Below are 12,458 nucleotides of genomic sequence, written 5' to 3'. Positions count from 1 at the left end.
GTCACGGCGCGGGCGGGCATTCATAGGCGAAGCCCGCCTTCGCCCTGCCGACCTTGCAAGAGTCGGAGAGATAAATCCCGATCGCATTGGCGCACTGATCCTCGATTTTGTTCGAGGCGCCGAGCGAGGCGAGCTTTCGCGCAAAAGCGAAGTCGAGGATTGCGACCGCTACGCGCACTCTGGCGATGAGCGGCTTTTCTTATCGGCATTCTTGCGTGCGAATGAGCGCAAACCTCGAGCCGTCGAACCCCTCGGGAAACTTTGTCGCGCAATCAACCGACGCGTTTTTCAAATTCGCGCCGGACAGGTCCGCGCTCGACAGATTGGCGCCGCGCAAATCGACGTTGCGCAAATCGGAATTGCGGAGATTGGCGCCGCGAAGCGACGTTCCGTCGAACGTCGCCTCCCGCAAATTTGCTTCGGAAAGATTGGCTCCATCGAGTTTCGTCCCAACCAGCCGCGCGGCGCGCAGGTCGGCATGGCGCAGATCCGCCTCTTCCAAATTGGCTCGGGAGAGATCGGCGCGCGCGAGCTCGGCGCGGAAGAGGGACGCCTGCGGCGCGACGAAACCGCGAAGGTCGGCGCCGGCGAAGGCGCATGAAACACAAGTGAACTCTCGGGCTTCGACGCCCGACAGATCGGCGGCGTTGAATTCGACCGAATGAAAAAAAGCGTTGTTCAATCGGGCGCCGACGAAATCGCCCCCTTCAAAGCTGATATTGGCGAAGCGGGAGCCGGTGAAATCCGACCCGCGCCCATCGAAATTTAGATAAAAGACGACCTGGCTCAAAATGCTATTCGACAGGTCGGAGCGACTGAAATCGTTGCGGCCGTCGGACGAGAAATACCCGGTTCTGCCGCCTTCAGACGTCTTCTTAGTCGCCCGCCTCATTTTTATTTCGAGCAATGTCGCACGCGCGCGCAGCTCGCGCGACTTCCACGCCGCGTTTAACGAGGCGTGGGCTTCCTTGGGCTTTCCAGCCGCCGTGAGTGCTTCCGCGAGACGCAGCTGCGCCAACGGATTATCGGGCCAGCGGCGCGCGACCTCCTTCGCGAGCGGAAGGGCGAGCGCAGGTTCCTGCCAATAGAGAAAATGGGCGAGCAGCGCGAGCTGCGCGTCGGCGTCGTCCGGCGCGGCGCGCGCTTTCGCCTCCAGAGCTTCACGCTCGGCGGCGAATTTCTCGACCACGGACGCCGACACGCCGCCGAGACAGAACGGCGACCAATAGAGAACCGCACGCGCGCGTTTGAGCAGAATTAAAGGCTTTTTTTGCGCCGTCGCGCCAATTTCAGGAATGCTAATCGCGCAGGTGCTGTCGCCACCGAATTCGACATCAAGGCGCGCGCCGGTCTTCGCGCCTTTCCATCCCCGAGTAACCCTGACGGTCGCGATTTTATAGGAACGGTCGGACCCCGGCCGCTGCTTCTCGACGAGGTAATCAACGACGACATCCGCTTGGCGCAGATTCCCCGCCCAGTCCTTCACGATCGGCGACGGGCAGGAGCAGGCGCGCGCCGAGGGCGCAGCCAGCAACACGAGGAGAATAACGGAAGCTCTATAAAAATACGTCATGGCGCCGCCCAAAACGTCCGACGCGCAGGCCAAACGACGATTGAGCGCGTCAGGGTCGGCGTCGACGACAGCTTACAAAGCGAGGCGTCGACGCCGCAAGCTTCCCTCTTTGCCGAACGCTATCTTTCCACGGAGCTGTTCGAAGGGCTGGAACGGAAGCGCGCCGAAAGTCGGCGCGCATTTCTCAGGGCTTCGACGATCCGCTTTTGTTGCGCTTTTGCGGCTGCTTGGCCGCCTGCGGCTGCTGAGTCGCCTGACGCGGCGTCGCCTGCGCGATCTTGCGGCGATGCACCGCCGCGCGCGCATAAGCGCCTGTGACATAGCCGACGGCGACGATCACGATGTAGACGATCACCAGGAAGCCGCCGCGCTGATTGGCGGACGCCGCCCGTTCGAGAAGGGCGATGACTTCGGTCTGGTCGATAAATTTGTCGGCGATGATTCCACAGATAATGCCGACGATTGGCACGAGCCAGGACGGCAGCCGAAAATAGCCGAGCGCCGCGGCGAGAAGAAACGCCACGAGGCCGAAGACGTGTAAAAACTCGATCAAGATTGACTGCATGATGAGCCCAACAAAGCGGATGAGCTTGATCATTTCTACTCCCCTACGATCATTGATTTTGGAGAAGCTTACACATTTGGCAGGTGCTGCGCGAGCGCTTCGAGCACCGCCATGCGCACCGCAACGCCCATCTCGACCTGTTCGCGAATAAGCGAGCGCGCGCTGTCGGCGACGGCGGTGTCGATTTCTACGCCGCGGTTCATCGGCCCCGGATGCATGACCAGCGCGTCCGGCGCCGCGTAGGCGAGCTTCTCTTCATCCAGCCCGAAGAAATGAAAATATTCGCGGGCGCTCGGCGTCAGCGCGCCGGCCATGCGCTCGCGCTGAAGGCGCAGCATCATGACGATGTCAGCGCCGTCAAGGCCGCGCCTCATGTCGTGAAACACCTCGACGCCCAGCCGCGAAAGACTGTCCGGCGCAAGCGTCGAAGGCCCGACGACGCGCACCCGGGCGCCAAGCGCGCCAAGCAGCAGAATGTTTGAGCGGGCGACGCGCGAATGGAGAATGTCGCCGCAAATCGCGATCGTCAGCCCCTCGATGCGGCCCTTGTTCCGCCTGATCGTCAGCGCGTCGAGCAGCGCCTGAGTGGGATGTTCATGGGCGCCATCGCCGGCGTTGACGACGGAACAGTCGACCTTGCGCGCCAGAAGATGCGCCGCGCCTGCATGCGCATGGCGAACGACGATGATATCCGGCCGCATCGCGTTCAGCGTCACCGCCGTGTCGATCAGCGTCTCGCCTTTCGACTCCGAGGAGCGCGCGACCGACATGTTCATCACGTCCGCGCCCAGACGCTTGCCGGCGATCTCGAAGGACGCCTGCGTGCGCGTTGACGATTCGTAAAACAGATTGATTTGCGTCCGCCCGCGCAAACTCGAACGCTTCTTGTCGACCCGCCGCGACACTTCGATCGCCTCCTCGGCCATGTCGAGAAGGGTGACGATGTCAGGACGGGTCAATCCTTCAATGCCGAGAAGGTGGCGGTGCGGGAAAGAAGCTGGCGGCGCCCCTGATTGCATGCGCCGTCTATAGCAGCTTTGACCAGCGCCGAAAGCGTCATCCGCGGAAGCGCAGAGCCGTCCCTCGCCCGTCCTTCCCTTGACATATACTCGGGCCGAGCACATGTCTTGCGCGACGAAGTTGCGAGATCCTCGTCCGCGGCTTAGTCTTGGAAGCTTGAGCGCTCCGAGCGGTATCCCTCTCGGAGATTTTATGGGGGCTACTTATACTCATTCTGAGTATAAGCGAGAGGCGCCAAACGATGACACTCCTGACCAGCGACGTCCGAAGCGCGCCGAGCGTAAGACGCGAGCGCCCCGGAAACGCCCTTGGCGTCCGCCCCTCGAGCCGCTTTCCGGCCCTGCCTCGCCCTGCTCTGGAATGGACGTCAGAAGTCCAGGCCGCGACCGCGCATCTTTACGAACGCGTGGCGAGAGTCATTCCGCCCGTCGAGTGGCCGTTCCACGCGCCTTACGTGAAGGCGATCAACGATCTCAAACATGTGCGCAACGCCACCATTCTTGCGCATAACTACATGACGCCGGAGATCTACCATTGCGTCGCCGATCACATCGGCGACAGCCTGCAGCTCGCCAAGCTTGCCGCGAAATCCGACGCCGACATCATCGTTCAGGGCGGCGTGCATTTCATGGCCGAAACGTCGAAGCTGCTCAATCCGAACAAGGTCGTGCTCACTCCGGACATGAAGGCGGGCTGCTCGCTCGCCGAGTCGATCACCGGCGCCGACGTGCGGGCCCTGCGCAAGCAATATCCTGGCGTTCCCATCGTCGCCTATGTCAACACCTCAGCCGACGTGAAGGCCGAAGTCGACATCTGCTGCACCTCGTCGAACGCGGTGAAAGTCGTCGAGAGCCTCGGCGCCGCGCGCGTGATCATGGTTCCCGACCGCTATCTGGCGCAGAACGTCGCCGCGCAGACGAAGGTGGAAATCATCGCCTGGAGCGGCGCCTGCGAGGTGCATGAGCGCTTCACCGCCGAAGAGATCGAGAACTATCGCGCCGATCATCCTGGCGTGCAGGTGCTCGCGCATCCGGAATGTCCGCGAGAAGTTGTGGAAGTCGCCGATTTCGCCGGCTCGACGGCGGCGATGATCGATTTTGTGCGCAGCAGGAAACCGGCCCGCGTGCTGCTCGTCACCGAATGCTCGATGGCCGACAATGTCGCCGCCGAAACGCCGGACGTCGAATTCGTGCGGCCGTGCAACTTCTGCCCGCATATGAAGCGCATCACGCTGCCGAAAATCCTCGACAGCCTGCTTTACGTCCGCGAAGAAGTGACCGTTGACCCCGCAGTGGCCGAGCGCGCGCGCCGCAGCGTGCAACGCATGATTGATCTGGGCTAGACTGTGGGCCGCTTGGCCTGACTTGAACAGGGCGGACAATGCTGGCGCTCGATGCGACGATTGCGGCCATCGACGCCGCCAATGCCGACGATCCGCGCCGCGTCGAGGACCGAGCCTTTGAGCTGGTTTACGCCGAGCGCATGAGCGCGCGGCTTGCCGCGCTCTACCCCGACGCCTCCGATCTGCTGAAGATTGCGACGCGCGCGCAACATCTGCGGCGCTGGGAGATCGCGCGCGCGACTTATGCGGAAGGCCGTCGCGGCTACAACGATTGGCGGCGCGCCTGCCGCATCCACCACGCCAATCTGGTTGCGGAGATCATGCGCGCTCATGGCTACGACGAAACGGCGATCGCGCATGTCGGCGCGCTGATCCGTAAGGAACAGCTCAAGAAAGACCCGGAGTCGCAGGCGCTCGAAAACATCGCCGCGATTGTCTTTCTCGAGCATTACTTCGACGAATTTCTCGAAAAGCACCGGGATTATGCCGACGACAAGCTCGTCGACATTCTCGGCAAGACATTGTGCAAAATGTCGCCCAAGGGTCATGCGGCGGCCCTCGCCCTGCCCTTGCCGCCGCGCGCGCGCAGCCTGGTCGACGCGGCGATCGCCCGTGAGGCCGCCGCGCTCGCGCGGCTCGCCGCAGTCGCGGTCGACTAGGCGTCGATGCGCGAGAATTTGCCTCCCATCCTCATCGTCGGCGGCGGGCTCGCAGGCGTGTTCTGCGCGCTGAAACTGGCGCCGACGCCCGTGGCGATCTTCGCGCCGACGCCCGTCGGATACAGCGGCTCGTCCTTTTGGGCGCAGGGCGGCATCGCCGCGGCCGTCGAAGAAGGCGACACGCCGGAAAGCCACGCCGACGACACGGTGGCGGCGGGCGGCGGCCTCGTCGACCTCGACATCGCGCTCGGCATGGCGCAGGAAGCGCGCGCGCGCGTCGAAGACCTCGCGGCGATGGGAACGCCCTTCGATCGGTCGGCGCTCGGCGGCTTTCTCCCATCCCAGGAGGCGGCGCATTCGCGTCGGCGCATCGTGCGTGTCCAAGGCGATGTCGCCGGGCGGGCGATCATGGACATTCTGGCCAAGGAAGTCGCCAGAACCCCATCGATCCACATCGTCGAAGGCTATTCCGCGCAGGAGATCGTGGTGCGCGGCGGTCGCGCGGTTGGCGTGCGCGCCCGCGACAACGCCGGCATGATCCACGAGACGCCCTGTGCGGCGCTCATTCTCGCGACGGGCGGAGTTGGCCATCTGTACCGGGTCACGACCAACCCGTTGGAGGCGCGCGGCATCGGCGTCGCCATGGCGGCGCGGGCGGGCGCGCTGATCGCTGACGCGGAGTTTGTTCAATTTCACCCGACGGCGATCGACATTGACGCCGATCCGGCGCCGCTGGCGACCGAGGCTCTGCGCGGCGAGGGCGCGACGATCGTGGATCGGGATGGCCGACGCTTCATGCTCGACATCGATCCCAATGGGGAGCTTGCGCCGCGCGACATTGTCGCCCGCGGCGTTTTCGCCAGCGTCAAGGCAGGAAAGGGCGCGTTTCTCGACGCCCGTTCGGCCATCGGCGTCGAATTCCCAACGCGCTTTCCGACCGTTTACGCAAGTTGCATGAGCGCCGGGATCGATCCTTCGCGCGAACTTATCCCGATCGCGCCCGCAGCGCATTACCATATGGGCGGCGTTTGGACCGACGACCGCGGGCGCACGAAGCTCGATGGCCTCTGGGCGGTCGGCGAAGTCGCTTCGACCGGCGTTCACGGCGCGAACCGGCTCGCCTCCAATTCTCTTCTCGAGGCGATCGTTTTTGGCGCCCGCGTCGCTGCGGACGTGCTCGCGACGCCGCTCTCGCCGGTCGAATGGCGCCCGAAGGCGGAGCGCCTCGAGCCAGTGCCGCGCGATCGTGATTTCGCGGTCGTCGAAGAGTTGCGCGATCTGATGTCGGCGAATGTCGGCGTCATCCGCAACGGCGCCGGGCTCGCGGTCGCGGTGCGGTCGATCCGGCGCATGATCTCGCGAACGAGCGATATTGAAGCGCGCAATATGTTGACGACAGGTCTGTTCATCGCGGCGGCCGCGCTCCAGCGGCGCGAGAGCCGCGGCGCGCATTTCCGCTCCGACTTTCCGCAGCCGGACCCCGCGCTCGCGCGCCGCTCGCTCACGACGCTCGACGCCGTCCTGCGCATCGCCGACGAGGTTGAATCATGATCCCCGATTTGCCCCCGATGCTGATCGAGGAGTCGGTTCGCGCCGCGCTCGCCGAAGATTTGGGCCACGCCGGCGACGTCACGACGCAGGCGACCATCCCCCGGCGCGCGCAGGCCCGGGCGGGGATTGTTGCGCGCGACTCGGGCGTGGCCGCCGGACTTCAGGCGGCGCGCGCCGCCTTCGCGCTGATGGATCGTCAGATCACCTTCGAAGCGCAGGCGGCCGATGGCGCCCGCGTCGAGCCGGGAACGCTCGCAGCTATCATTTCCGGCCCGGCCCGGCCCATTCTCTCCGCCGAGCGAGTTGCGCTCAATTTTCTTGGCCGGCTGTCGGGCGTCGCCACGCTCACGGCGCGCTACGTCAGCGCCGTCGCCGGCACATCGGCGCGAATCTGCGACACGCGCAAAACGACGCCCTTGTTGCGCGCCTTGGAGAAATACGCCGTGCGATGCGGCGGCGGCGTCAATCACCGCTTCGGCCTCGACGACGCCGTGCTCATCAAGGATAACCACGTCGCCGTTGCTGGCGGCGTCATCCCGGCGCTCAGAGCCGCCAAGCGGAATATTGGCCATCTCGTCAAAATCGAGGTCGAAGTCGATACGCTCGACCAGCTGCGCGAGGTCCTCGACGAGGGGGCGGACGCCGTGCTGCTCGACAATATGGCGCTCGACGATCTGCGCCGCGCCGTGGCGCTCGTCGGCGGCCGGATGATCTGTGAAGCCTCCGGCGGCGTCACGCTCGCCAGCGTGACGGAAATCGCGAAAACCGGCGTCGACTTTATTTCTGTTGGCGCGCTGACGCACTCCGCGCCGGTCTTCGATTTCGGTTTAGATATTGAATTCGTTTGAAAGTATTCGGCGTCGGGACTAAAGCAGCTGGCCGCGGCCGATCGCTTCCTTGTCGAGGCGCGCGCTGCTATAAGCCGTCAACCCTTCCGCGGACTCTCGAGAAACATCCGGAGCCATGCCCTCATTCTTCGCCCGCAAGCTGATCAATCGAGTGCGGCGAAGGCTTTGGAGCTCTCCCCTCTCGTCAATGCCGTCGCCCCTGCGCGCCCAGGCGACGCGCGACAAAAATATTGCCGCCGAAATCGGCGACTATGAGCGCGCCTACGGCTTCGCCCACAGCGCGGGCTCGATGCCCCTGCGCACCTTGCTGCGCATCGAGCGGTTGCTGACCGGATCCGAGATCTTCTCGGCAGAAACGGGCTGCGGAAAATCCACGATCTTTCTTTCGCGCATCGCCGAACGGCACAAGGTTTTCTGCTTTGACGATCGCGGACAGAAAGCGTCCAGCGTCGACTATTTCTTGAACTGTCCCGCGACGCGTCCGGACCGCCTCGACCTTGTCTTTGGGCCAACTCAGCTCACGCTGCCGCGACACGAAGACCATTGTCGCTACGACCTCGTCCTGATCGACGGTCCGCACGGCTTTCCGTTCCCCGAGCTCGAATATTATTACTTCTATCCGCACCTGAAGACGGACGGACTGCTCGTCATCGACGACATTCATATTCCAACCATCAGCCGGCTCGCGGACTTCCTGAGCGAAGATCAGATGTTCGAAAAGGTGGAGTTTATCGGCTCGACCGCGATCTTCCGCCGAACCGACGCGCCGGTCTTCGATCCGCTGGGCGACGGCTGGTGGCTGCAGGCCTTCAACCGCCGACGCGCGTCGTTTTTGAAAGACATCTATTTGGAGGACGGCAAGAAACGGGCGCCGATCTCCTTCGAAGGGATCTACTGAGGCGCCGCTTGCGCGGCGCTTAGGTTCCGGTCCGCCTGCGATAGACGACCCAAACGCAGGCCGCGCTTCTCCAGCATCTCCGGCAGTCGCGTCGACAGCAGGAAAGCAAGCTCCTGCTCACGCGTGATCGTCACCGGATCGAGCTTGCACAGCTCTTCGTCGACATGGCCTGGATGGCACATGATGAGATGTCTGCGGCCAGGCGCTCGAAGATAGCTTTGAAAGATTCTCGCATAGTCAAAGCTCGGGTGAAAATCCGAGAATCCCGCGAAGCCGTCGTTGACGTCGAAGCCGCGCTGGCGCGCTTCCCGGCGAAAGCCGCCAGCCAGCGACAGAGCGGAGAGCGCTTTGCGCGCGTTGGCGAAGCGCGCGAGAATGCGATGTAAGCCATCCCCGGCGTCGCGAACCCAGGCCCGGCCGCCGAGCTTTCGCGCCTCCATCGCGTCAAGCAGCGCCGTCCTGATCCCAGGTAGGACGTGAATGTGCTGGTGGCCGTCGACATGGTCCGGGGGGCGGTCCATCACCGCTTCGAACCGGTCCAACTGCCGATCGATCTCAGCGCGGATCTCGTCCATTGGCAAACGCCGGCCGAAAGCCATCTGAACAACTTTGGCAAGCGGAGGAAACTCTCCATTCGGCGCGAACTTCGGCATCGACGTAAGAGGCCGCCCCAGGGTGAGATTGAAATGCAGGCCGACGTCCGCATTTCGACTGCGGCGAGACAGCTCTAGCCCCATGGCGGGCCAGCGGGGACCATTCACCAAAGCCGAAACCGCAGTGAGCCTCCCCGCGTCGAGCGCTTCCAAAATGCCGGCGCTAACCCCATAAGACAGGCTGTAATCGTCCGCGCATACCGCAACAATCTGGTTATCAACCATCGCCCGCTCCTTTGCGCCGCCCAGGCGACTTCGCCTATGCTGCGCCTGTTAATCCTATGCTCCGCCTATAAATATTGGTTTAAACGCCGCCATGAACAGGCCCGATCTATCGTTAGTGATCCCCGTCTTCAACGAAGCGCAAAATCTTCGCTCGCTAGCGGCCAGACTCGCCTCGGCTGTTGACGCATGTGACGTCTCCTATGAAGCAATCTTCGTCGACGACGGCTCCCGCGACGAGAGCCTGGAGATAATACGCGACCTCTGCGCCGAGGAGCCACGCTTTCGCGCCCTGTCGCTTTCCCGCAACTTCGGCAAGGAGGTGGCGATCGTCGCCGGGCTCGACGACACGCTGGGACGCGCGGTCGTCATCATGGACGCCGACCTGCAGCACCCGCCGGAAGTCATCCCGCAATTCATCGAGAAGTGGCGGGAAGGCTATAAGAACGTCTACGGCCAGCGCATCGACAGAGCGACCGATCCCAAGCTGCGCATTGCGTTCACACATGTTTTTTACCGTTTGCTGGAGAACTTTGGCGACGTGCGCCTGCCGCCGGGCGCCGGCGACTTCCGCCTGCTCGACCGGCAGGCGGTCGACGCGCTGCTGACGATGCGCGAGCGTGCGCGCTTCAATAAGGGCCTCTTCGCCTGGATCGGCTTCAAATCGATCGGCGTGCCCTTCGACGTAGAAAGCCGCGCCGGCGGAACGTCGAAATTCAATTTCGTTCAGCTTGCGCGATTTGCGCTCGACGGGCTGATGTCGTTCTCGTCGATTCCGCTCAAGGTGTGGACCTATGTCGGTTTAGCGATCTCCGCCTTCGCGATCGCCATGGCCGGCTACTATTGGGCCCGCACCATGGTTTTTGGCGTGGATACGCCGGGCTTTCCCACTCTGGTGGTCTCGATCGCCTTCTTCTCCGGCGTTCAGCTGATTTCGCTCGGCGTGCTCGGCGAATATGTCGCGCGCATCTTCAATGAGGTAAAGGGAAGGCCGCTCTATCTCGTCGCCGAGAGGCTGGGCGAGAACGAAGCAACCAACGGCAAAGCGGGCGACTAGGGCGTCGACAAACTGAAAGCGGGCGGGCTTTCGAGATGCGTCACGCGCTGCAACTGCACACTGGGGACGAGGCGTGAATCCATGAGCACCGATGCAGGCCGTTCGCTACTGCGCGGCAGGAACATCATCATCGCCGCGGCCTTGATTGCGCTATTCGGCGCATTCGGCGTCCGCATGTGGCGCTTCGTGGCGCCCCCCGCGCTGCCGACCCTGCTCGAGGGCCTGCCCGAATCGAAAACCGAGGCCGACCAGCGGCTCTTCCAGGCGCGACTCACGCAGCGCTTCCATCCCGGCTCCACGGAAGTCGAAGATCTCATCGGCGAACTGCGCGACGACGGATTCACGGTGGATGAGGATAAGGATATCGCCACATACGAACGCCGGGCCGACATTTCCGACAAATGCCGACGCAGCGCCAACATCCACTGGTCTCGGGGCGAGGGCGACGAGCTTGCCACGATCACTGGCGGATACTCCCTGCACTGCCCGCAGCACTGATGGGAGCGCAGGCTTGACCAAATCCTGCTAGGACGATTGCGATGATTCGCAATCTGCTCTCGGTCGGCGGCTTCACCCTGCTCTCGCGCGTGACGGGATTTCTGTCGCTCGCCATGCAGTCGGCGATCATGGGCGCGGGCGCCGTCTCGGACGCCTTCTTCATCGCCCAGCGCCTGCCCAACAGCTTTCGCGCGATCTTCGGCGAAGGCGCGTTCAGTGTGGCCTTCGTCCCGACCTATTTAATGGCGATCGAGAAGGAAAGCGACGCGGCGGCCGAGGAATTCGCCGGCGAAGTCTACACGCTGCTGCTCGCGTCGCAGATCATATTGCTCGCGATCGTCTGGGCGTTGACCCCACAATTCGTCTCGCTGATCGCGCCGGGCCTCGACGACCGTCCGGAAAAATTCGCGCTGGCCGTCAATCTCACCCGCATAACCTTTCCCTATCTGCTCTTCATCACCCTTTTCGTCTTGCACCAAGGCGCGTTGAACGCTCATGGGCGTTTCGCGCTTCCGGCCTTCGCGCAAAATTTGATGAATCTTACGGTGATGGCGGCGCTGGCCGTCGCCTTCCTTTTTCCAAATGCCGGATATGCGGCGAGTTGGGGCGTCACCGTCTCGGGCGTTCTGGAACTCGCACTGTTGATGTGGCAGGCGCGGCGCATCGGCGTCCTGCAGCGCTTGCGCAGGCCGCATTGGTCGCGCGTGCGTGATTTCTTCATCCGACTGGCGCCGGCGATCATCGGTTCGGCCAGTCCGCAGATCGCCGTGCTCGCCGACACAATTCTTTCATCTATGCTTCCCGACGGCGGCGTGTCGTCGATTTCTTACGCGGAGCGGCTGTACCAGCTTCCCGTCGGAGTCATCGGCATCGCCGCCGGGACTGTGCTGCTGCCCGAAATGAGCCGCCGGCTCGCCGCCGGCGATGAGGCGGGCGCGCTTCACGCGCAGAGCCGAACCATGGCGCTCACCGTCGCGGCCACGGCGCCGTTCTTCATCGCCTTCGACACGATTCCCGAACTGATCGTCGCGGGGCTCTTCCAGCGCGGCAAATTCTCGGCGGCCGACGCCTATGCCGCCGGGGACGTGCTCGCCGCCTATGGCGCCGGTCTGATGGCGCTCGTGCTGATCGCCTCGGCGCGCGCGAGTTTTCAGGCGCGCGGCGACACAAGAACGCCGATGCTCATCGCGCTGGCGGCGCTGGCCGCGAATGTCGCGTTGAAGGTCGTGCTGTTTGGACCGCTCGGCGCGGTCGGGCTCGCGACGGCGACGTCCGTCGGATTGTGGATCAACCTCGCCGCGCTCGTCGGACTCGCGCTCGCCCAGGAAGGAATGCGATTCGACGCCATATTCGTGAAGACGCTCGGCGCGACGTTTGTCGCCAGCGCCTTTCTCGCCGCTGTCGCCATTTTCGGGCGTTCATCCGCCTTGGCGCTTGGCGCGCATTTCGGCGCGCTCGCCAACCTCGTCGCACTCACCGCGCTCGCCGTCGTCGGCGCGCTCGTCTACGCGGGCGCCCTTCTCGGGGCGCTGCGCGCGAGCGGCGTGACGATCGCAAGCCTCAGACGATAGG

Annotated in this window: 13 protein-coding genes; 8 read left to right on the top strand and 5 right to left on the bottom strand. The window is 63.7% G+C overall.

What is annotated here, in order from left to right; genetic code table 11:
* Nucleotide 1: 1 nt before the first annotated feature.
* The 4 genes from ACR65T_RS02340 to ACR65T_RS02325 all read right to left on the bottom strand — a co-directional run bounded on the left by ACR65T_RS02340 (nucleotide 2) and on the right by ACR65T_RS02325 (nucleotide 3,157).
* Entirely contained in the window at nucleotides 2–178 is a 177-nt protein-coding gene (locus ACR65T_RS02340) for a hypothetical protein (protein WP_434494978.1), read from the bottom strand.
* A gap of 21 nt (nucleotides 179–199) precedes the next feature.
* Nucleotides 200–1,573 carry a pentapeptide repeat-containing protein gene (locus tag ACR65T_RS02335; RefSeq protein ID WP_434494977.1) on the bottom strand — a complete coding sequence of 458 codons (1,374 nt, stop codon included), beginning with the start codon at nucleotides 1,571–1,573 and terminating at the stop codon, nucleotides 200–202.
* A gap of 184 nt (nucleotides 1,574–1,757) precedes the next feature.
* Nucleotides 1,758–2,171 (bottom strand): hypothetical protein, encoded by a 414-nt coding sequence (locus tag ACR65T_RS02330; protein ID WP_434494976.1) that lies wholly within the window; start codon nucleotides 2,169–2,171, stop codon nucleotides 1,758–1,760.
* A 35-nt stretch (nucleotides 2,172–2,206) separates the two neighbouring features.
* Nucleotides 2,207–3,157, bottom strand: a complete 951-nt coding sequence (locus ACR65T_RS02325) for an aspartate carbamoyltransferase catalytic subunit (protein ID WP_434494975.1) — start codon at nucleotides 3,155–3,157, stop codon at nucleotides 2,207–2,209.
* A gap of 242 nt (nucleotides 3,158–3,399) precedes the next feature.
* On the opposite strand from ACR65T_RS02325, the gene nadA reads away from it, so the two are divergent.
* From nadA to ACR65T_RS02300, 5 genes are all read left to right on the top strand, one after another.
* On the top strand, nucleotides 3,400–4,500 hold the full coding sequence (gene nadA, locus ACR65T_RS02320) for a quinolinate synthase NadA (RefSeq protein WP_434494974.1): 1,101 nt from the start codon (nucleotides 3,400–3,402) through the stop codon (nucleotides 4,498–4,500).
* Nucleotides 4,501–4,538: 38 nt separating this feature from the next.
* Entirely contained in the window at nucleotides 4,539–5,159 is a 621-nt protein-coding gene (locus tag ACR65T_RS02315) for a DUF4202 domain-containing protein (protein WP_434494973.1), read from the top strand.
* Between the two features lie 6 nt (nucleotides 5,160–5,165).
* Nucleotides 5,166–6,710, top strand: coding sequence for an L-aspartate oxidase (locus ACR65T_RS02310; protein WP_434494972.1), 1,545 nt, complete (start codon nucleotides 5,166–5,168; stop codon nucleotides 6,708–6,710).
* Complete coding sequence (gene nadC, locus ACR65T_RS02305; RefSeq protein WP_434494971.1) at nucleotides 6,707–7,558, top strand: carboxylating nicotinate-nucleotide diphosphorylase; 852 nt, start codon at nucleotides 6,707–6,709, stop codon at nucleotides 7,556–7,558. The genes ACR65T_RS02310 and nadC overlap by 4 nt, the downstream gene beginning before the upstream one ends.
* Nucleotides 7,559–7,745: 187 nt before the next feature.
* Nucleotides 7,746–8,456, top strand: coding sequence for a class I SAM-dependent methyltransferase (locus ACR65T_RS02300; protein ID WP_434494970.1), 711 nt, complete (start codon nucleotides 7,746–7,748; stop codon nucleotides 8,454–8,456).
* On the opposite strand, the gene ACR65T_RS02295 is transcribed toward ACR65T_RS02300, so the two are convergent.
* Nucleotides 8,450–9,334 (bottom strand): ChbG/HpnK family deacetylase, encoded by an 885-nt coding sequence (locus ACR65T_RS02295; protein WP_434494969.1) that lies wholly within the window; start codon nucleotides 9,332–9,334, stop codon nucleotides 8,450–8,452. The genes ACR65T_RS02300 and ACR65T_RS02295 overlap by 7 nt on opposite strands.
* A 91-nt stretch (nucleotides 9,335–9,425) precedes the next feature.
* Between ACR65T_RS02295 and ACR65T_RS02290 the strand changes: the two genes are divergently transcribed.
* The 3 genes from ACR65T_RS02290 (at nucleotide 9,426) to murJ (ending at nucleotide 12,457) form a co-directional block, all read left to right on the top strand.
* On the top strand, nucleotides 9,426–10,388 hold the full coding sequence (locus tag ACR65T_RS02290; RefSeq protein WP_434494968.1) for a glycosyltransferase family 2 protein: 963 nt from the start codon (nucleotides 9,426–9,428) through the stop codon (nucleotides 10,386–10,388).
* An 81-nt stretch (nucleotides 10,389–10,469) separates the two neighbouring features.
* Nucleotides 10,470–10,886 (top strand): hypothetical protein, encoded by a 417-nt coding sequence (locus ACR65T_RS02285; RefSeq protein WP_434494967.1) that lies wholly within the window; start codon nucleotides 10,470–10,472, stop codon nucleotides 10,884–10,886.
* Nucleotides 10,887–10,927: 41 nt separating this feature from the next.
* Complete coding sequence (gene murJ / locus ACR65T_RS02280; RefSeq protein ID WP_434494966.1) at nucleotides 10,928–12,457, top strand: murein biosynthesis integral membrane protein MurJ; 1,530 nt, start codon at nucleotides 10,928–10,930, stop codon at nucleotides 12,455–12,457.
* Nucleotide 12,458: the final 1 nt, after the last annotated feature.

Source organism: Methylocystis sp., assembly GCF_051061285.1.
Classification (GTDB): domain Bacteria; phylum Pseudomonadota; class Alphaproteobacteria; order Rhizobiales; family Beijerinckiaceae; genus Methylocystis.
Note: the sequence above shows the minus strand (reverse complement) of the source record. Positions and strands in the feature narration are given on the sequence as shown.